At 70.9% G+C, this 18,632-nt stretch carries 18 protein-coding genes and 1 pseudogene; 6 read left to right on the forward strand and 13 right to left on the reverse strand.

What is annotated here, in order from left to right:
- Positions 1-102 precede the first annotated feature (102 nt).
- The 5 genes from LE548_RS12615 to LE548_RS12635 all read right to left on the reverse strand — a co-directional run bounded on the left by LE548_RS12615 (position 103) and on the right by LE548_RS12635 (position 5,794).
- Positions 103-894, reverse strand: a complete 792-nt coding sequence (locus LE548_RS12615) for an SDR family NAD(P)-dependent oxidoreductase (protein ID WP_225096877.1) — start codon at positions 892-894, stop codon at positions 103-105.
- Between the two features lie 85 nt (positions 895-979).
- Positions 980-1,564, reverse strand: coding sequence for a TetR/AcrR family transcriptional regulator (locus LE548_RS12620; RefSeq protein ID WP_225096878.1), 585 nt, complete (start codon positions 1,562-1,564; stop codon positions 980-982).
- Between the two features lie 57 nt (positions 1,565-1,621).
- The gene (gene nirD / locus LE548_RS12625) at positions 1,622-1,972 is read right to left on the reverse strand and encodes a nitrite reductase small subunit NirD (protein WP_225096879.1); all 351 of its coding nucleotides are present in this window, start codon (positions 1,970-1,972) and stop codon (positions 1,622-1,624) included.
- Complete coding sequence (gene nirB / locus LE548_RS12630; protein ID WP_225096880.1) at positions 1,969-4,578, reverse strand: nitrite reductase large subunit NirB; 2,610 nt, start codon at positions 4,576-4,578, stop codon at positions 1,969-1,971. Before nirB ends, nirD begins: the two co-directional genes overlap by 4 nt.
- 1 nt (position 4,579) lies before the next feature.
- Positions 4,580-5,794, reverse strand: coding sequence for an NAD(P)/FAD-dependent oxidoreductase (locus LE548_RS12635; protein WP_225096881.1), 1,215 nt, complete (start codon positions 5,792-5,794; stop codon positions 4,580-4,582).
- 183 nt (positions 5,795-5,977) lie between these two features.
- Between LE548_RS12635 and LE548_RS12640 the strand changes: the two genes are divergently transcribed.
- Entirely contained in the window at positions 5,978-6,760 is a 783-nt protein-coding gene (locus LE548_RS12640; protein ID WP_225096882.1) for a TSUP family transporter, read from the forward strand.
- Between the two features lie 2 nt (positions 6,761-6,762).
- Here LE548_RS12640 and LE548_RS12645 read toward each other — a convergent pair whose 3' ends face one another.
- Both LE548_RS12645 and LE548_RS12650 read right to left on the reverse strand, forming a co-directional pair.
- Complete coding sequence (locus tag LE548_RS12645; protein WP_225096883.1) at positions 6,763-7,419, reverse strand: class F sortase; 657 nt, start codon at positions 7,417-7,419, stop codon at positions 6,763-6,765.
- Positions 7,420-7,538: 119 nt separating this feature from the next.
- Entirely contained in the window at positions 7,539-8,060 is a 522-nt protein-coding gene (locus LE548_RS12650) for a hypothetical protein (protein ID WP_225097151.1), read from the reverse strand.
- A gap of 668 nt (positions 8,061-8,728) precedes the next feature.
- Here LE548_RS12650 and LE548_RS12655 point away from each other — a divergent pair.
- Entirely contained in the window at positions 8,729-10,129 is a 1,401-nt protein-coding gene (locus tag LE548_RS12655; RefSeq protein WP_225096884.1) for a CBS domain-containing protein, read from the forward strand.
- Positions 10,130-10,139: 10 nt separating this feature from the next.
- On the opposite strand, the gene LE548_RS12660 is transcribed toward LE548_RS12655, so the two are convergent.
- Both LE548_RS12660 and LE548_RS12665 read right to left on the reverse strand, forming a co-directional pair.
- Positions 10,140-10,325, reverse strand: a complete 186-nt coding sequence (locus LE548_RS12660) for a DUF397 domain-containing protein (RefSeq protein WP_225096885.1) — start codon at positions 10,323-10,325, stop codon at positions 10,140-10,142.
- A 3-nt stretch (positions 10,326-10,328) separates the two neighbouring features.
- A complete protein-coding gene (locus tag LE548_RS12665) occupies positions 10,329-11,216 on the reverse strand; it encodes a helix-turn-helix transcriptional regulator (RefSeq protein WP_225096886.1) in 888 nt (295 codons plus the stop codon).
- A gap of 137 nt (positions 11,217-11,353) precedes the next feature.
- Between LE548_RS12665 and LE548_RS12670 the strand changes: the two are divergent.
- From LE548_RS12670 to LE548_RS12680, 3 genes and pseudogenes are all read left to right on the forward strand, one after another.
- A pseudogene (locus LE548_RS12670) lies at positions 11,354-11,725 on the forward strand (ATP-binding protein); the annotation flags it as partial.
- A gap of 93 nt (positions 11,726-11,818) precedes the next feature.
- Positions 11,819-12,067, forward strand: a complete 249-nt coding sequence (locus LE548_RS12675; RefSeq protein WP_225097152.1) for a hypothetical protein — start codon at positions 11,819-11,821, stop codon at positions 12,065-12,067.
- Positions 12,064-12,306, forward strand: coding sequence for a hypothetical protein (locus LE548_RS12680; protein WP_225096887.1), 243 nt, complete (start codon positions 12,064-12,066; stop codon positions 12,304-12,306). Before LE548_RS12675 ends, LE548_RS12680 begins: the two co-directional genes overlap by 4 nt.
- Positions 12,307-12,359: 53 nt before the next feature.
- On the opposite strand, the gene LE548_RS12685 is transcribed toward LE548_RS12680, so the two are convergent.
- A complete protein-coding gene (locus LE548_RS12685; RefSeq protein ID WP_225096888.1) occupies positions 12,360-14,012 on the reverse strand; it encodes a M4 family metallopeptidase in 1,653 nt (550 codons plus the stop codon).
- Between the two features lie 135 nt (positions 14,013-14,147).
- On the opposite strand from LE548_RS12685, the gene LE548_RS12690 reads away from it, so the two are divergent.
- On the forward strand, positions 14,148-14,579 hold the full coding sequence (locus tag LE548_RS12690) for a gamma-glutamylcyclotransferase family protein (RefSeq protein WP_374116070.1): 432 nt from the start codon (positions 14,148-14,150) through the stop codon (positions 14,577-14,579).
- Between the two features lies 1 nt (position 14,580).
- On the opposite strand, the gene LE548_RS12695 is transcribed toward LE548_RS12690, so the two are convergent.
- The 3 genes from LE548_RS12695 to LE548_RS12705 form a co-directional block, all read right to left on the reverse strand.
- Complete coding sequence (locus LE548_RS12695; RefSeq protein WP_225096889.1) at positions 14,581-15,411, reverse strand: arylamine N-acetyltransferase; 831 nt, start codon at positions 15,409-15,411, stop codon at positions 14,581-14,583.
- 41 nt (positions 15,412-15,452) lie between these two features.
- Entirely contained in the window at positions 15,453-17,744 is a 2,292-nt protein-coding gene (locus LE548_RS12700) for a molybdopterin oxidoreductase family protein (RefSeq protein WP_225096890.1), read from the reverse strand.
- 113 nt (positions 17,745-17,857) lie between these two features.
- Positions 17,858-18,532 carry an ElyC/SanA/YdcF family protein gene (locus LE548_RS12705; protein ID WP_263636032.1) on the reverse strand — a complete coding sequence of 225 codons (675 nt, stop codon included), beginning with the start codon at positions 18,530-18,532 and terminating at the stop codon, positions 17,858-17,860.
- Between the last annotated feature and the right edge of the window lie 100 nt (positions 18,533-18,632).

Raw genomic sequence — 18,632 nt, forward strand, 5'->3', positions numbered from 1 at the left:
TACAGAAAGTAGCGTTACGATCACGTGGTGAATCCTTTACCCGCTTCTTCACCACCGCATCAGGTGATCCAAAACAAGCCAGCACTCACATCACGCCACACCTCAGGCCGTCGACCCCCCGTCCACCACCAGATCCGCCCCCACGACCGACGCCGCGTCGTCCGAGGCCAGGTAGAGGACCGCTGCCGCGATCTCCTCGACCGTCGACACACGGCCGACCGGGGACTCCGTGCGCATGCGGGCCGCGCGGTCGGAGTCCGTTTCGCCGGGCTTGAAGGACATGTCCGTGGCGGTGGGGCCGGGGCTGACCGCGCTGATGCGGATGCCGTCGGCGATGTGGTCCAGGGCGGCGGCGCGGGTGAGGATCGAGACGGCCGCCTTGGTGGTGGCGTATGCCGCGGTGCCGGGCAGGCGGCTGTGGACGCCGATGCGGGAGGCGATGTTCACGATGGCGCCGCCGGTCGGCTGGGTGCGCATCTGGGCGATCTCGGCCTGGAGGGCCAGGAAGACGCCGGTGACGTTGATGTCGAGCATCGTTCGCCAGTCCTCCTCCGGCAGGTCGGCCACCGAGCGGCCGCGTCCCGTCAGGATGCCCGCGTTGTTCACCGCCACGTCCAGTGAGCCGAAGTGTGCCACCGTCCCGGACACCAGCGCCCGCAGGTCTTCGGGGCGGGTCACGTCCGCCGTCATCGGCAGGGCCTTGCCGCCCGACTCCTCGATCAGGGCTGCCGTCTCCTCCAGAGGGGATGTGCGGCGGCCGGCCACGACCACCTGCGCGCCCTCCCTGGCGAAGGCCAGCGCGATGCCCCGGCCGATGCCCGTTCCGGCGCCGGTGACGAGGGCGGTGCGGCCCGCGAAGCGGGTGCGTGCGGTTGCGGTGATCCCCGTGGTCATGTCTCCCCTTTTCCTGAATGATCGGTTTCTTGAATGATCGGTTCAGAATGAACCGATGAAAAACGGCGCTGCTCGACCAGTTCACTCAGTCGAGCAGCGCCAGCGCCTGCTCCGCCGCGTCCCGGACCCTCGCCGGGTCCGTGGACGCCTTCCCCGCCACCCGCAGGCCCTGGAGCAGGACCAGCAGCATGCGGGCGAGGGTCAACGGGTCGCGGTTCTCCGGCAGTTCGCCCTGGGCCTGGGCGCGGGTCAGGGCCGAGTGCAGGAGGGTTTCCATGTGGTCCCAGCTGTGTGCCACCCGGCGGGCGGCGGCCGGATCGTGCGGGGCCAGTTCGACCGCCGTGTTGGTGACCAGGCAGCCCTGTTCCCGGGTCGGCTCGGTCGTGGCCTCGGCGGCGAACCGCCGGACCACCGCGCGTACCGCCGGCAGTACCGGGCCCGGCTGGGACAGCTCCTGGGTGAGCAGGGGGTTCTGGATCTGTCCGTACCGGTCCAGTGCCCGCACGTACAACTCGTGCTTGTTCCCGAACGTCGCGTACAGGCTCGCCCGGCCGATTCCGAGGTGCTCGACCAGGTCGGCCATCGACGTCGCCTCGTAGCCGCGCCGCCAGAACAGCTCCAGGGCTGCCTGCAGCGCGGCGTCCGGGTCGAACTCCTTGGTCCTGGCCATGTGTCAGAGCCTAGGATTGTCTGGAACGATCAGTCAAGTAAGGGAAGGAGCAGTGCGTCAGACGGCGCGGACCTCGTACGACGTCACCCGTACCGTCTCGTCGTCCAGGCACTCGCCGGTGACCAGGTCGAAGCGCTGCTTCAGCAGGGGGGAGGCGACGAAGGGGCGGCCTTCGTGGGTGCCGGTCAGGCCGCGGGAGAGGACGGCCGCGCCGCTGAACGGGTCGCGGTTGTCGATGGCGTAGAGGCGGTCCGAGCGGTCGCGGAACAGGGCCACCTGGCGGCCGTCGGGCAGCAGGGCGGCCGCCCCGCGGCCCGGGAGCAGCGCGTTCAGGTCACAGGCCGTGAACCAGCCGTCCGCGAGCTGGAGCTGGACCTTCAGAGTCGTGGCTTCGACAGTCAGGGTCATCGCTGGGTGCTTCCTTCCAGGACGTCGGCGGCGGGCCGCATGCCGATCGCGAGCAGCGGCAGGTCGGGCTTCATCTGGTCGCGCTCCGGGACGAACGCGACGACCGGGTCGGGGGTGTCCGGGGCGTTCACGAAGGACACGAACCGGGCCAGCTTCTCGGGGTCGCTGATGGTCTCGGCCCACTCGTCGCGGTAGTTGGCGACGTGCGCCCGCATCAGCGCCTCCAGCTCGTCGCAGATGCCGAGCTTGTCGTGCACCACCACATCGCGTACGTGGTCCAGGCCGCCCGGGATCCGCTCCAGCCAGACGCTCGTGCGCTCCAGACGGTCGGCGGTGCGGATGTAGAACATCAGGAAACGGTCGATCAGGCGGACCAGTTCGGCATCACTCAGATCCTGTGCGAGCAGGTCCGCGTGGCGCGGGGTCGCGCCGCCGTTGCCGCCGACGTAGAGGTTCCAGCCGTTCGACGTCGCGATCACGCCGAAGTCCTTCGACTGGGCCTCGGCGCACTCGCGGGCGCATCCCGAGACCGCCGACTTGAGCTTGTGCGGGGAGCGCAGGCCCCGGTAGCGCAGCTCCAGGTCGATCGCCATGCGGACCGAGTCCTGCACGCCGTAGCGGCACCAGGTGGAGCCGACGCAGGACTTCACCGTCCGCAGCGCCTTGCCGTAGGCGTGCCCGGACTCGAAGCCGGCGTCCACCAACCGGGCCCAGATCATGGGAAGTTGCTCGGCGCGGGCGCCGAACATGTCGATCCGCTGGCCGCCGGTGATCTTCGTGTAGAGGCCGAAGTCCCGGGCGATCTCGCCGATCACGATCAGCTTCTCGGGTGCGATCTCGCCGCCGGGGATGCGCGGCACGACCGAGTACGAGCCGTTCTTCTGGAGGTTGGCGAGGTGGTGGTCGTTGGTGTCCTGAAGGGCCGCCTGCTCGCCGTCCAGGACGTAGCCGCTCGCGCCGATCGTCGGGGCGAGGGAGGCGATGATGGACGCCACCGCCGGCTTGCAGGTCTCGCAGCCCTCGCCGCCCCGGGCGCCCTCGCGGCCGTAGCGGTCGAGGAGATCCTGGTACGACGTGATGCGCAGGCTCAGGACGATCTCGTACAGCTCCTCGCGGGTCTGGGCGAAGCAGCCGCACAGGCCCTTGTCGACCTCGACGCCGGACGCCTCCAGCTCCGCGTCGACCAGCTGGCCCAGGACCTTGACGCAACTGCCGCACGTCGTACCGGCCTTGGTGCACTTCTTGACCTCGGGCACGCTCATGCACGTGTGCTCGGTGACCGCCCCGCGGATCGTGCCCTTGGTGACGTTGTTGCAGGAGCAGATGATCGCCTCGTCCGGCAGCGCCGACGGGCCGAGCTGAGCCCCCGAGTCCGCTCCGGCGGGCAGGACGAGGGACTCGGGGGAGAGGGGCGGCACCGAACCCGTCAGCGCGCGCAGGGTGCCGTACGCCTCCGCGTCACCGACCAGGATGCCGCCGAGCAGCGTGCCGTCCCGGCCGATGACCAGCTTCTTGTACAGGCCGGCGCGGGAGTCGGAGTAGACGACGTCCAGGCAGTCCTCGGTGGCGCCGTGCGCGTCACCGAAGGACGCCACGTCCACGCCGAGCAGCTTCAGCTTGGTCGACAGGTCCGCGCCGACAAAAGCAGCCTCGTCGGAAGCGATCGTCGCCGCGGCCGTCTCCGCCTGCTCGTACCCGGGCGCCACCAGGCCGTACACCCGGCCGTCCGCCGCCAGCGCGCACTCGCCGATCGCGAACACGTGCGGGTCGGTGACCGTACGGCACTGCTCGTCGACCGTGATGCCGCCGCGCTCGCCGACCGCGAGACCGCAGTCCCGGGCCAGCTGGTCGCGGGGCCGCACGCCGGCGCTGAACACCACCATGTCGACGGCGAGTTCGGAGCCGTCGGACAGCTTCATGCCGCTGACCGCGCCCGCGTCGTCCGTCAGGATCTCCTGCGTGCCCACGCCCGTGTGCACGGTCAGGCCCATGCCCTCGATGGTGCGCAGCAGCGCCGCGCCACCGCCCTCGTCGACCTGCACCGGCATCAGGCGCGGCGCGAACTCCACGATGTGGGAGGTCAGCCCGAGGCCCTTGAGCGCGCCCGCCGCCTCCAGGCCGAGCAGACCGCCGCCGACCACCGCACCCACCTGGGCCTTGGACGCCGCGTACGCCTCGATCGCGAGCAGGTCCTCGATCGTGCGGTAGACGAAGCAGCCCTCGGCGTCCTTGTTCGGCACGGGTGGCACGAACGGGTACGAGCCGGTGGCCAGGACCAGCGTGTCGTAGGCGAAGACCTTGCCGGAGCGGGCCGTCACCTTCTTCGCCTCGCGGTCGATCGTCTCCGCCGGGTCGCCGACGTACAGCTCGATGCCGTGGTCGTCGATGAACTCCATGTCCGTCATGGAGAGGTCCTCGGGGGTCTTGCCCGAGAAGTACGACGTGAGGGCGACGCGGTCGTAGGCCGGGCGCGGCTCCTCGCAGAGCACGACCACGCGGTGCGTGGCGGTCAGGCCGCGCTCGGCGAGCGCCTCCAGGAAGCGCTGGCCGACCATGCCATGGCCGACGAGGACGATCGTGGGGGCGGCCCCCGGGGTGTCGGTCATTTCAGGAGCCTCCGTCGTTGGTGAGCAGGTGGAGCAGGGGGCCGTCGTCGGGGAGCGGCTCTGCTCCCTCCCAGGCGCGGGCGAGCGCGCCGACGGTGCCGAGTTCGCCGACGAGGACCCCGCCGACGAGACGGTCGTCTCGGACGACGACCTTGCGGTAGGTGCCGCGGGTGGCGTCGGTGAGTCGTACGACGTCGTCGCCGGGGCGGGCCTCGGTCTCGCCGAACGCGGCGAGGTCGAACGGGGAGCCCGGCCCGGTCAGGGTCAGCCGGGTCAGGGAACGGGTGCCGCGGTACCGGGAGTCGGCGTCCCCCGCGAGCAACTCGGCGAGCAGGTCGGCCTGTTCGAGGGCCGGGGCGGCGAGGCCGTAGACCGTGCCGTCGTGCCGGGCGCAGTCGCCGATGGCGTGGATGTGCGGGTCCGAGGTGCGCAGTTCGTCGTCGACGAGGACGCCGTCGTGGACGGCGAGCCCGGCCTCCGCGGCGAGGCCCGTGCGCGGGCGCACCCCGCAGGCGAGGACGACGAGGTCGGCGTCGAGGACGTAGCCGTCGGCGAGTTCCACCGAGCGGACCGCGCCGGCGACGCAGCGCATGTCCCGCACCCGGCACTCGGTGTGGACCTCGACGCCCAGGTCGGTGAGGTGCCGTCGCACCAGGCCGGAGGCGTCCGGGTCGAGCCGGCGCTCCATGAGCCGCTCGGCCTGCTGGGCGAGGACCACCTTCGCGCCGCGTACCGCGAGTGCCCGGGCGGCGGAGACACCGAGCAGCCCGCCGCCGATCACCACCGCGCGTACCCCGGGCCGGACCGCCTCGGACAGCGCCAGGCAGTCGTCCAGGGTGCGGAACGCGTGGACGCCCCGGGGCAGTTGATGGCCGGCGGTGAACAGGGCGCGCAGCGGCGGCAGCACCGGGTTGGCGCCCGTGGCGAGGACGAGCGTGTCGTAGGCGATCGGCGGGCCGTCGGCGCGGCTGACGGTCCGGCCGGCCCGGTCGATCCCGGTGATCCGGGCGCGCAGCAGCCGCTCGGGCTCCGGGAGGCTGATCACCTCCGGGGCGTACCGGCCGGCCAGGACCTCGGCGAGCAGGACCCGGTTGTACGGCGGGTGCTCCTCGTCGCCGACGAGCAGCGCGGGCACTCCCAGCTCGCCGAGCCGCCGGGCGAGCCGTACGCCCGCGAGGCCGGCGCCGATCACCACCACACGCGTATTCGAGGTCATGTCCCCGAGCGTGCGACGTGGAGGTTACCCGGTCGCATCACCTCTGTTTCCCGCGCGGAACGCTGCCCTCAGCGGACCCGGGCGGCAGATGTGAGGGTCCCGTGCGCGTGCCCCAGGGGGCTGTGAGGATTCCTGCGGATTCTCGCGCGCGCCGCAGCGGGGCGTGCGGTTAGGGTCGCGATCATGCCCGACATACCGATGACGACCGTAGCCCTGCTGTGTACAGCCTCGCTAGCGGCCGGCTGGATCGACGCTGTGGTGGGCGGTGGCGGGCTGCTGCTCCTGCCGGCCCTGCTGCTCGGGCTGCCGGCGTCGACCCCGGCCGCGTGGGCGCTCGGCACCAACAAGGCGACCGCCATCGTCGGCACCACCGGCGCGGCCGTGACGTACGCCCGCAAGGCGCCGGTGGAGGTCGGCACGGCCGTCCGGATCGGGCTCGCCGCGCTCGCCGGGTCCTCGGCGGGGGCCTTCTTCGCGGCCGGGATGAGCACGGACGTCCTCAAGCCGGTGATCATGGTGGTGCTGCTCGGGGTCGCCGCGTTCGTGATCCTGCGCCCGGCCTTCGGCAGGGCCCCGGCGGCCGGTCCGGCCACCCGGCGCCAGAAGCTCGCCGCGGTCGGCCTGGCCGGCCTGGGCATCGGCTTCTACGACGGCCTGATCGGCCCCGGCACCGGTACCTTCCTGGTTCTCGCGCTGACCGCCGTCCTCCGGCTTGACCTGGTCACCGCGTCCGCCACCGCGAAGATCGTCAACTGCTGCACCAACGCCGGTGCCCTCGCCATGTTCGCCTGGCAGGGCACGGTCCTGTGGAAGCTGGCCGCCCTGCTGGCCGTCTTCAACCTCGCGGGCGGCACGCTCGGCGCCCGCACCGCCCTCAAACAGGGCAGCGGGTTCGTCCGGGTCGTGCTGCTGACGGTGGTCTTCGCGCTGGTGGCGAACCTGGCGTACGAGCAGTGGATCGCCTAGGTTCAGCGGCTTGCCGTCAGGTGGGCGAACACCACGACGTTGCCCTGGTATCCGGTCGCCCGCGAATAGCCGCCGCCGCAGGTGATGACGCGCAGCTCGGGGCGGTGGGCGGCGCCGTAGACCTTCTCGTCGGGGAAGTCGCGTGCCGCGTACACCTCCACCGCGTCCACGGTGAACACGGCCACGGAGCCGTCCCGGCGGTCCACCTCGATGCGGGCGCCCCGGGTGAGCGCGCCGAGGTCGTAGAAGACGGCGGGGCCCTCGGTGTTGTCGACGTGCCCGGCGACGATCGCGGTGCCGGTCTCGCCGGGTATGGTGCCGGCCTCATACCAGCCGGCCAGGTTCTTGTTCCGTGCGGGCGGCACGTCCAGGCTGCCGGCGGGGGTGAGGGACAGGCCCATCAGGGGGGCGTTCACCCGGATCGCGGGGATGCGGATCCGGATGGGCGGGGACGGGGCGAGGGCGGGGGCCGCGGGCCGCTCACCGCCCGGGTCGAGGCGGCCCTCCGCGGCGGCGGGCTGCGGCGGCGCGTGCGTCCCGGCCCCACCACCGAGCAACCACACCCCGGAACCGAGGGCCACGACGGTGACCGCGGCTATCGCGGTGTCGCCGGCCCTGGCGCTTCTGGTGCGCCTGCTTCGCCTGGCACTCCTGCCCATGGCAATCCCTCTCCCGGAGGCGGACCCCCGAAGGCCCCCTCCCCCTCCGGGCCGCGAGGGGCGTCGGGCCCGGAGGGGGCGGGTGTGCGGTACCGGTGACGGACAGCGGAGGGTGTCCGTCAGATCCCGTCGCCTCTCGCCCGGCGATGCAGGAGCCAGGTACCGCCCGCGGCGGCGACGGCCAGTGCCGCCACGCCTGCCGCGGTCCGCACGGGGTCGGGGCCGAGTGCGCCGCCGACCCCCGTCTTCACACTTCCCCGCGGCTGCACCTGCTCGTGCGCCGCGCTCAGGGCCACCACCAGGTCGCCCGTCACCTCCCGGTTTCCCACAGCACACCGCGCGACGATCTCGTACATCCCCGGCTGCGCGCTCTCCGGCACCGTGAACTGTCCGATCGCCTCGCCGTCGTGTGTGCTGGGCGCCAGCATGAACGTGCCGCCGCCGACCGCACCCGCGTTCCCGGTCGCGGGGCCGCCCTTGTCCCCGCAGGCGGCGGTGTTCACCGTGACGTGGCTGCCGGGCGCCACGGTGGAGGGGTACACGTCCAGGCTGCCGGTGCTGCCGGCCCAGGTGGGTGCCGCGGTCGCACCGACGAGCGCGATACCGGCGATACCGGTCAGCAGACGTGCGGTGCGGCGCATGGTGCTCTCCAGGGCTTCGGGATTCGGCTGCACGTCTACGAGGTAAGTCGCAGTCCGGGACTTCCGCTTCCTGATGCTCCGTCAGAAGCAGCGCCGAACGGGTGTCGTCCCCGACCCTCGCACGGCCTAGTGGGCGCGCTGTTTCCGCAGGTCACAGGCGTGCGGGTGGCGGCGATGCGAAGAAAACACGAATGGAGCGACGGGTGCCGTTGAACGGGTGGCCATACGTCAGTGTCGACGGTGGTTCGCTCCCCGGGCGCTGGCCCAGATCGGCAACGGCGGGACTGCTGATCACGGTCTCCCCCTTCGCCGCCCTCACCACGGTCGGCGCGCCGATGGGCACGATCCCGCCGGAGAAGGCGGGCGTCGGCTCGGCCCTGAACGGCATCGTCCAGCAGTCGGGCGCGGCCCTCGGCGTCGCGATACTCGGCTCGCTGCTCGCCAGTGGCTACACGTGCCCGTCGGCGCGGTCGCCGGGTCTCGCCCGGACCTCCGCCATGCGGTCCGCGAGGCTCCACCGAATCGCCAGAACGGGAACCGGACTTGGTGGCCTCTCCTTGTGTGAGGCCGTACGGAATCCGTGCGCATCCTGGGGGACTTCTGTGATGATCGGCTCTGTCGTTGCTGCGGGACACGGGTGCCCTGAACCAGCCTGAGGAGAGATACGTATGACAGACTTCGCGGCCGATGCCGGTTCGGACGACTCCCAAGGGCGGGCGTCGTACCTGCTGGCGGGACGGCGGGTCGGCATCTCGGACCTCGTGAAGGCGGGGCTCCTCGAAGTGGGCGCACGGCTCACCTTCGAGCGGCCGCGAGTGGGCGAAAAGCATGCCGCATGTGTGACGAGTGACTACCTGATCGAGTTGGCCGACGGGCAGCAGTTCAGATCACCCTCCAGCGCGGCCATAGCGGCTGTGGGCGCAGGGTCCTTCGACGGCTGGCACGCCTGGGCCTTGGACGACGGCACGATGCTGGACGCACTGCGGCAACGACTCCTTGATTCCGTCGCAGAACAGGCGTCCGACGGCGAGGACTCCGTCGAATCTTCCACGGCCCGCCACGAGTGGCTGAAGAAGGCCAGGGAAGCGGCAGAGCAGGGGGATCCCGTCACTCTGCCGGTACGGGACCTGCTCGGCTGGTGGGGAGCTGTGAGGCGCGGTTACCTCATCAGCCGCCAGATTGTCGCCGAACTGGACAACCACAGTTTGTCGACGTCGCCGGACTTCGAAGCCGTGAACCTCGACGCCAAAGTCACCCTCGTCGGCGCCCCGGTGAATGCGGACAAGGAAGAGGAAGTGGAGATCAGCCCCGTTGCGGCAGTCCCCGCTCCCCGCGACGAAGAGGACACCCCGGTCATCGGTCTCACGGTCGGCAACTTGCCCTCGGCGCTCGCCGGCGTTGCGGCCGTCTCCCCGTCCGCGACGTTCGAGGAAGCCATCACCGAGATGGCCATCAACGGCTACTCCCAACTGCCCGTTCTGGCTGGGACCCGCAACCTCCGCGGCGCTGTCACATGGGAATCGATAGCCCGCGCCCGGCACGCCGATCCGGCCGCCCCGTTCGCCAAAGCGATCATCCGGGCCCGCGAGGTCCTGTATGACCAGCACCTGATCGACGTCCTGCCGCTGCTCGCCGACTTCGACTTCGTACTGGTCCGGGATCAGACGAACACGATCGCCGGGATCGTCACGGCCAACGACGTCGCCGCGGCCTATGGGTCCCTGGCGACGCCGTTCTTCCTGATCGGCGAGTTCGACCAGAGGCTCCGGCGGATCCTCTCCGACGCCTTCGAAGTCGAGTACGCCGCCGCGCTCTGCGCCCCGGACGGAGACCGGGAGATCACCTCCTTCGACGACCTGTCCATCGGGGACTACCAGCGCATCCTCCAGAACAGGGACGCGTGGGAGAGGCTGGGCTGGCCGCTCGACAGGAAGGTCTTCGACAAGCGCGTCGACGAACTGCGCGAGATCCGCAACGACTTGATGCACTTCAACCCGGACCCTGTGCCGGACGACGCGGTACAGAAGATCCGGCACATGATCGCGTTGCTGCGGGAGTACGGCGACTGACGGCCTGGGGCTACAGCCTCCCTTTGCGAAGGGCCGTCCAGAATGACGTCCAGGTGGCTGGAGCGAGGCGGAGGGAGGGGCCGGTGGGGTTCTTGGAGTCGCGGACGGCGATGGTGGTGGGGATGTTGGTGGCGACCTCGACGCACTCGGCCGCCTCGTTGCTGTAACTGGACTTGCGGAATTCGAAGTCAGGCATGGCTCACAATCTCTTGCGTAGCTGTTGAAGGAACGACACCGACTCCCGCTCGTCGAGGGAGCGTGCGGCAATCGATTCGAACAGCTCAGCGTAGTCGGCCGCTGTCTCGCCGCCCTCTACCCACCGTTGGATAAAGGGGGCCTCCAGGTACACGACGTCCATGGCTCCCGGCTCAGCAAACGAAAGGACGTTGAACGAGCCAACAAGACCAGGGTGGGTACCAGCGCTGAAGGGGAAGATACGCAGGCTGACGCTCGGCAGGTCGGCCATTCTCGCCAGTTCTTCGAGTTGGCCCCTGGCTGTGGTTGTGCCGCCGGGGAAGTTGCGCAGGACTGCTTCGTAGATCACCACGCGGAGCGAGAGCGGCGGTTCGTCGGTCAGGCGTCGTCGGCGAGCGAGACGTGCCGCGATGAACTCCTCGTCCGGCCCGGGCCCCTTGGCGACCTTTGCCGCAGGGTCCTCCCGCAAGCCTCGTACGTACTCGGGCGTTTGCAGTAGACCTGGGATGAACGCAGGTTGCCACGCCATGATTGTCGTTGCTGCGCTCTCAAGCGCAACATACTCCTGCATGACGCCAGGCATGTTGTAGTCGTCCCACCACCCCTTCGCCTTACGCCGCTCGCGGTCGATCCTGGCCAGCTCCAGGAGTCCCCCGACAACATGCGGATCCCGAACCCCGTACAGCTCACACAATGCGTGGATGTCCGGGGCCCGCATCGACACCCAGCCACCCTCCATCTTGGCCACTTTGGTCGTGGAGGCCGTCAACGTCTTGGCGGCATGGCCCTGCGTAAGACCGGCTGCGATGCGCAACTTGGCAAGTTCGCCGCCAAGTCGGCGCCCAAGGACCGAGGACGTGCTGTTGCCCTGAGTCATCTGTTGTGTGCTCACGGCGATCAGTCTGGGCCCTGTGTCGAGCCCCTTGCAAACCTCGAATGGATGAATTCCTCCATAGATAGCTTGTGATGGAGGCGTGCCCTCGCTACCTTCCGTGACGTATCGATCACACAGCAGTGGAGGTGCGCGGCATGACCGCCCCCGAGAAACCCCTGCGTCACGACCGTCTCGACTACACCCCGTTCCCCAGGAGCGTGACCCTGGCCCGCCGAAGAGCCCACCGGCTCCTCGCCGAGTGGGGTCACCCCGAACTCGCCGCTGACGTGGCCCTGTTGGTCTCCGAGCTGGGCGGTAACGCCGTACTCCACGGATGCCTGCGCGACCGACTCTTCCGCGTCGAACTGACCCTCACCGAGCGGGCCGTACGGATCTCCGTGTCCGACCCGAAGGGCGAGTTACGGCCGAGCCCGCGCGTCGCGGTGGAAGGCGACATGTTCGGGCGCGGACTCCTCATCGTGCGGGAGGTCGCCGACCGATGGGGCGTAAGGGAACTCGCCGTCGGCAAGACGGTCTGGTGCGAGCTGGACGTCGTACGCCAGGTGGCCCCGGCCGACTACGGTGAGCCCGGACAATCCGCGCACCAAGGGAGGACAACGATGGCCGAACCGCTCAGGACCTTCGTAGGCGGCGTCGAGGTCGAAGTCCCCAACAGCATCCCCGACATCCGCGCGGCCCTCCCCGAGGAGCGCCGCGAGGAGTTCGACCGGGCCATCAACGGGGCCGGAGTGTATGAGATCCACGCTGTCATGCGGCACTGGATGCTGGAAGCCGTACCCGATCCCGAGGCCGAAGCGCTGCTGACGCGACTCGCCGCCGACGAGGCCGAGAGGCGGGGCGTCGCTTGAGCTACCGCATCGCCTACGCGCCGCCGGCCGATGACACCCTGGCCAAGATGCGGAATGCCGAGGCGTTCAAGAGCGCGATGGCGCGGACCCTCGGCCGCGATCCCTACGGGCACGGATCGACCGCCGTCCAGGGCGATCGCGACCGTCGCGAGGCGACCGTTCTGGGCGCCATCGTGCTCTACTACGTCTCCGGCTCGGTTCTCACCGTCACCGTGGTCAGGCTGGTTCCCGGACTGTGAGCAACGGCCGCCCGGTCCCCGGACCGGGCGGCCGTGTCCCGTACCCGGCTGGCTCAGTTGACGTTGACCGCGCTCCACGCCGCCGCCACCGCGTTGTACTCCGTACTCCCCGCGCCGTACAGATCCCTCGCGGCGTTGAGGGTCGCCGTCCGCGCACCCGCGTAGTTGGTCGAGGACGTCATGTAGACCGTCAGCGCCCGGTACCAGATCTGGGCGACCTTGTCGCGGCCGATGCCGGTGACCGTGGAGCCGTTGTACGTCGGCGAGTTGTAGCTGACGCCGTTGATGGTCTTCGGGTCGCTGCCCTCCGCCAGGAGATAGGCGAAGTGGTTGGCGACACCGGAGGAGTAGTGGACGTCGAGATTCCCGACCGACGAACTCCAGTAGTCCGCCGAGTTGCCGTCCTTCGACGGCTGGTCCATGTAGCGCAGGGCGGTCTTGCCGAAGCCGGACTTCACGATCTTCTCGCCGATGAGGTAGTCACCGGGGTCGGAGGGGCTGTTCGCGTACCACTCGACCATCGTGCCGAGGATGTCGGAGGTGGCCTCGTTGAGTCCGCCGGACTCGCCCGAGTAGGTCAGCGCGGCCGTCTTGGCCGTGACGCCGTGGGTCATCTCGTGCCCGGCGACATCGAGTGCGACCAGCGGGCCGAAGGTGGTTCCGTCACCGTCGCCGTACGTCATGCAGAAGCAACTGTCGTCCCAGAAGGCGTTGTTGTAGCTGTTGCCGTAGTGGACGCGGTTGAACGAGCCCTTGCCGTCGCCGGCGATGCCGTTGCGGCCCAGGATGTTCTTGTAGAAGTCCCAGGTCATGTTGGTGCCGTACTGGGCGTCGACGGCGGCTGATGCGCGGTCGGAGGTGGTGCCGTTGCCCCAGTGGTTGTCGGAGTCCGTGAACACCGTCGCCGGCGCCCGGCTGATGCAGATCCCGAAGATGCACAGGTCGGTCTGGTTCGCCGCGTCACCGGTGTAGGTGCCGCCGCGCGTCGGGTCGGTGAGGTTGTACGACGATCCCGACGGGGTCGTCTGCAGCGGCACCGTCCCGCTGTACAGCGACCGGCCGTCGCCGGCGGCGGTCTCGATGCTGTCCCAGGCGTCGATCTGCCGGCCGGTGCGGGCGTCGGTGAGTACCGTGCGGGCGACCGGGTTGCCGAGCGAGTCCCGGCCGACCGCGTTGGTGCGCCAGGCCAGCTTCGGGGTGCCGTGCAGGGCGTCGACGATCAGCTCCGGCTTGGCCTTCACCTGCTTCAGCGCGTTCCCGAGGTGGACGGCGCGCAGGGCGTTCACGGCGAGGTCGGCGGCCTTCGGAGCGGATATCTCCGGGGTGACGGAGGCGAGGGATATCGTGCTCCGGGTCGCCCGGTCGGCGCCGCGGTAGCTGCCGTCCTTCTGCAGGTGGACCACGAAGTCACTGCCCAGTACCGGGAGTCGGCGGTAGGTGCGGTCGTAGCGGACGTGCTGGGTGCCGTCCTTGTCCACGATCACGTCACGGACGCTGGTGCTCTCGGCGGAGGTCAGGCCCAGGCCGGCGGCGTGGGCCAGGAGTGCCGAGGCCGCGTTCTGGATCGCGCCCGCCCTGGTCGGTCTCGGGTCGGCGTGGGCGGTGGGGGAGAGGGCGACGGTCAGCAGGGTCGCGGTGGTGAGGGCGACACCGGCGGTGGTGGTGAGGCGGCGGGATCCTCGGACGTGCTGCCGTATCCGGGTCATCTGTCTCCTTGGGAAGGCGCCAGTAGGTGTGGGGATGGCGCTGATGACGACAGATTTAAGTGGGCATGACAAGGCGTGTCCATAGCGCCTCTGTGGGGATGTGTGAGAACCGGACGGGGATACAGAATCGCTTCCGTGATCACTCCGCACCCCGGGTCCCCGCTGCCCTTCTTCGTCTACGGCACCCTGCGCCCCGGCGAGGCCAACCACGACCTGTTCCTGCGGGGCCGCACCACCGCCGAGGAACCCGCCCGCCTCCCGGACGCGGCGCTCTACGACGGCCCCGGCTACCCCTACGCCGTCGACGCACCGGGCAGCGAGGTCCGGGGCGAACTGGTCACCGCCCGCCCGGAGTCGTACGACACCCTGCTCACCGCGCTGGACCGGCTGGAGGAGTACATCCCGGGCGACCCCCGCAACCTCTACGAACGCGTCAGCCGCCCCGTCCTGCGCGCCGACGGCACCACCACCCCCGCCTGGGTCTACCTCGCCGCCCCGCGCATCGCCGCCCACCTGCGCGCCACCGGCACCCGCATCGAGACCGGCGACTGGCTGGCCCGCGGCTGACTCAGCCCAGCAGCGTCAGCCCCTCCGGCACGGTGATCCCGAACTCCTCCTCCACCACGCGCCGCGCCTCCTCCTCGTCCGACAGCTTGTGCTCGGTCACGGTCCCGTCGGCGCGGGTCTCGGTCAACCGGTCGCCGTCCAGGGCGAGATGACGCTCGGCGGTGGTCCGCTGGAGATACGGGCGCCGGGTGAAGGGGGAGCGGGGATTGGTGCCGACGTGCCAGTTGAACACCTCGTAGTCGGAGGCGGCGAACGGCTCCAGGGTGAACGCGTACTGGCCCACCCAGGCCCCCTCCTGACGGTCGTACGCCTGCAACTCCAGGAGCTCCAGGGGCCCTTCGGACGGCAGCGGCAGCAGCCTGTGCCGGCGGCCGGCGCCCTCCGACTCGGTGCCGGTGATCAGCGGGATCGGTACCAGGAGCGAGCCGGACGCGCCGAAGCCCACGTCCGCCAGATACGGCTCCGGCTCACCCGGGACCTCGACCCGCAGCATCATGTGGGTGCGCGGCCGGCTCCAGGGCGTCGGGGCGCCCAGTACCACCCGCGCGGCCAGCCCGCCGACCCGGAAGCCGAGGGCCTCCAGGGCGAGCCACATCAGCGTGTTGTGCTCGTAGCAGTAGCCGCCACGCGGACCGTGGATCATCTTCGCCATGAGATCGCCGGGCGCCAGCGAAGGCGCCCGGCCGCTCAGCGGGTCCAGGTTCTCGAACGGCAGCGACAGCGCGTGCGCCAGGTGGACGCCCCGCAGCGTCTCCAGGCCGGGCTGTCGGCCGCCCTGCCGGCCGATGCGGTCCAGGTAGGCGTCGAGGTCGAACTGTTCGATGGCAGCCATACCGGCAATCTACGTCAGCCGGTCACCCGCCGGAGCTCGGGTCAGGTGGCCTCGGCCGCCGTCTCCACCCGTACCGCGCACGACTTGAACTCCGGCATCCGGGACGTCGGGTCGAGCGCCGGGTTGGTCAGGGTGTTGGCGCGGCCCGCGCCCGGCCAGTGGAAGGGCATGAAGAGGGTGTCCGGGCGGATGGCGGAGGTGATCCGGGCGGGCGCGGTGGCCCGGCCCCGGCGGGAGACCACGGTCACCGGATCCCCCTCGGCCGCGCCGATCCGGGCCGCGAGCCGGGGGTGCAGCTCCACGAAGGGGCCGGGGGCGGCGGTGTTCAGCTCGGTGACGCGCCGGGTCTGGGCGCCCGACTGGTACTGCGCGACCACCCGGCCGGTGGTCAGGATCAGGGGGTACTCGGCGTCCGGTTCCTCGGCCGTGGGGCGGTGGGTGACGTTCGCGAAGCGGGCGCGGCCGTCGTCGGTGGCGAACCGGTCCAGGAAGAGGCGGGGCGTGCCGGGGTGGAGCACGCCGGGGGTCGCTTCGAGGGGCTCCGGACCGGCCGTGTCGGAGACGTCCTCGGCGGGCTCCGGTCGGTCTGCTCCGGCACCGGCGACAGAGCGGTCTGCTCCGGCACCGGCGACAGAGCGGTCTGCTCCGGCACCGGCGACAGAGCGGTCTGCTCCGGCACCGGCGACGGAGCGCTCCGGGCGGCCCGTGCCCGGGCCGGTCTCCGCCGGTTCCGGGCACGGCCAGAACACCCCGTCCTCCTCCGCCAGCCGCCGGTAGGTGATGCCGGAGTAGTCCGCCGGTCCGCCCGCGCTGGCCCGGCGCAGCTCGGTGAAGACCTCCTCGGGGTCGGTCGGGAAGCCCTTCTCCACACCGAGGCGCGCGGCCAGCTCGTGCAGGACGTACAGGTCGCTGTGGACGCCGGGCGGCGGGGTGACCGCCTGGCGGCGCAGCAGCACCCGGCCCTCCAGACTGGTCGTCGTGCCCGTCTCCTCCGCCCATTGGGTGACCGGCAGTACGACGTCCGCCAGCTCGGCCGTCTCCGACAGCACGACGTCACACACGGCAAGGAAATCAAGGGACTTGATGCGTTCCTCGATGTGCGCCGCGCGGGGCGCCGACACCACCGGGTTGGAGCCCATCAGCAGCAGCGCGCGGATGTCCTTGCCCAGGGCGTCCAGCAGCTCGTACGCGCTGCGCCCCGGCCCCGGCAGGCTGTCCGGTGCGACGCCCCACACCTCGGCCACATGCCGCCGGGCCGCCGGGTCGTCCAGCTTGCGGTAGCCGGGCAACTGGTCGGCCTTCTGGCCGTGTTCGCGCCCGCCCTGCCCGTTGCCCTGCCCGGTCAGACAGCCGTAGCCGCTGAGCGGCCGCCCCGCGCGCCCCGTCGCCAGGCACAGGTTGATCCACGCACCGACGGTGTCCGTGCCCTTGGACTGCTGCTCCGGCCCGCGCGCGGTGAGCACCATCGCCGCCTCCGGCTCGCAGAACAGCCGTACGGCCTCGCGCAGTCGGGGAACAGGTACCCCCGTGATCCGCTCCACGTACTCCGGCCAGTGCGCCATCGCCGCCGCGCGGGCTTCGGCCCAGCCGGTGGTCCGCTCCCGGATGTACGCCTCGTCCGTCCGCCCCTCGGCCACCACCAGGTGCAACAGGCCCAGAGCCAGGGCGAGATCGGTGCCCGGCCGGGGTGCGAGATGCAGGTCGGCCTGCTCGGCGGTACGGGTCCGGCGCGGGTCGACGACGATCAACGTGCCGCCGTTCTCGCGCAGTTCGCGGAAGTAGCGCAGCGACGGCGGCATGGTCTCGGCGAGATTGGAGCCGACCAGGATCACGCACCCGGTCTTCGGGATGTCCGCCAGCGGGAACGGCAGCCCCCGGTCCAGGCCGAACGCCAGCGTGCCGGCGGCCGCGGCGGACGACATGCAGAAGCGGCCGTTGTAGTCGATCTGCGAGGTGCCGAGCACCACTCGCGCGAACTTGCCGAGCGTATACGCCTTCTCGTTCGTCAGCCCGCCCCCGCCGAAGACCCCGAGCGCGTCGGCGCCGTACGCCGCTCGCGTGCTCCCGAGCCGCTCGGCGACCAGGTCCAGGGCCTCCGTCCAGCCGGCCTCCACCAGCCGGCCGTTCCTGCGCACCAGCGGCGAGGTCAGCCGCACCCCCGGCGCCAGCACCTCGGCGGCCGTACGCCCCTTGCCGCACAGCGCGCCCTGATTGACGGGGAAGTCCGCCCGCTCGGAGACCTCGACGCCACCCTCTGCCAGGGGCGTGAGGTTCATTCCGCACTGCAGGGCGCAGTACGGGCAGTGGGTGGGCGTCGAGGAGATGGTGTCCATGCCGTCCAGCGTGCTTCCGGCGTGTTACGGCACCGGACCACTGCCGGTTACACGCCAGGGACGCCGGCCTCCCCACCCGGCCCGGCCCGCGGTGAGAATGCCCGCGGTGCGGATCACCGCGCTGCCAGCGCCCGTGCGACCCCCGTCTCCTTCGGCCCGAGGAACTCCGGGTCCGGATGGAACACGGTGTCCAGCGCCGCCTTGCCTGCCGCGAAGACCTCGCGGGTGCCGCCGTAGAACCAGGTCACGTCGTGCTTCTCGTCGACCCCGACGCCGTACGCGTCGATCCCCGCCGCCTCGCACAGGGCCACGGCCCGCCGGATGTGGAAGCCCTGGCTGACCAGCACGGCCCGGTCCACCCCGAAGATCTCCCGGGCCCGTACACAGGAGTCCCAGGTGTCGAACCCGGCGTAGTCGCGGACGACCCGCTCGCCCGGCACCCCGTGCCGGGTCAGATAGGCGCGCATGGCGTCGGGCTCGTCGTAGTCCTTCCGGCTGTTGTCGCCGGTGACGAGGAGGACCTTCACCCGCCCCTCCCTGTACAGGGTCGCGGCCGCGTCCAGCCGGTTCGCCAGGTACGGCGACGGCTGCCCGTTCCACAGCCCCGCCCCGAAGACCACGGCGACCGGTGCGGCGGGCGCGTCGGCGGTCGTCCGCAGCCGGTCCGCCGTGGACACGTACAGCCAGGTCACCGGCAGCAGCGCCAGCACACACCCGGCCATCACGGCCTGCACCAGCCGCCGCTGCCCGGCACGGGTGCGCGGCAGCCGCGGTCGACGGATCTTCATACGGCCCACCCTTCGGTCCCCCATACGGCCCCCATTCGGTCCCGGTGAACGGTTCCGACCATGGAGGACGCTGCCGGCCCCGATCCGGTTCGCCTCACAT

It is taken from the genome of Streptomyces sp. CoH27, from assembly GCF_020181035.1.
In the GTDB taxonomy this organism is placed as follows: Bacteria; Actinomycetota; Actinomycetes; order Streptomycetales; family Streptomycetaceae; genus Streptomyces; species Streptomyces camelliae.

Excerpts from the sequence above, each read along its gene's own strand:
- LE548_RS12615 (WP_225096877.1), bottom strand. The coding sequence starts at position 894 with ATGACCACGGGGATCACCGCAACCGCACGCACCCGCTTCGCGGGCCGC.
- LE548_RS12620 (WP_225096878.1), bottom strand. The coding sequence starts at position 1,564 with ATGGCCAGGACCAAGGAGTTCGACCCGGACGCCGCGCTGCAGGCAGCC.
- nirD (WP_225096879.1), bottom strand. The coding sequence starts at position 1,972 with ATGACCCTGACTGTCGAAGCCACGACTCTGAAGGTCCAGCTCCAGCTC.
- nirB (WP_225096880.1), bottom strand. The coding sequence starts at position 4,578 with ATGACCGACACCCCGGGGGCCGCCCCCACGATCGTCCTCGTCGGCCAT.
- LE548_RS12635 (WP_225096881.1), bottom strand. The coding sequence starts at position 5,794 with ATGACCTCGAATACGCGTGTGGTGGTGATCGGCGCCGGCCTCGCGGGC.
- LE548_RS12640 (WP_225096882.1), top strand. The coding sequence starts at position 5,978 with ATGCCCGACATACCGATGACGACCGTAGCCCTGCTGTGTACAGCCTCG.
- LE548_RS12645 (WP_225096883.1), bottom strand. The coding sequence starts at position 7,419 with ATGGGCAGGAGTGCCAGGCGAAGCAGGCGCACCAGAAGCGCCAGGGCC.
- LE548_RS12650 (WP_225097151.1), bottom strand. The coding sequence starts at position 8,060 with ATGCGCCGCACCGCACGTCTGCTGACCGGTATCGCCGGTATCGCGCTC.
- LE548_RS12655 (WP_225096884.1), top strand. The coding sequence starts at position 8,729 with ATGACAGACTTCGCGGCCGATGCCGGTTCGGACGACTCCCAAGGGCGG.
- LE548_RS12660 (WP_225096885.1), bottom strand. The coding sequence starts at position 10,325 with ATGCCTGACTTCGAATTCCGCAAGTCCAGTTACAGCAACGAGGCGGCC.
- LE548_RS12675 (WP_225097152.1), top strand. The coding sequence starts at position 11,819 with ATGGCCGAACCGCTCAGGACCTTCGTAGGCGGCGTCGAGGTCGAAGTC.
- LE548_RS12685 (WP_225096888.1), bottom strand. The coding sequence starts at position 14,012 with ATGACCCGGATACGGCAGCACGTCCGAGGATCCCGCCGCCTCACCACC.
- LE548_RS12695 (WP_225096889.1), bottom strand. The coding sequence starts at position 15,411 with ATGGCTGCCATCGAACAGTTCGACCTCGACGCCTACCTGGACCGCATC.
- LE548_RS12700 (WP_225096890.1), bottom strand. The coding sequence starts at position 17,744 with ATGGACACCATCTCCTCGACGCCCACCCACTGCCCGTACTGCGCCCTG.
- LE548_RS12705 (WP_263636032.1), bottom strand. The coding sequence starts at position 18,532 with ATGAAGATCCGTCGACCGCGGCTGCCGCGCACCCGTGCCGGGCAGCGG.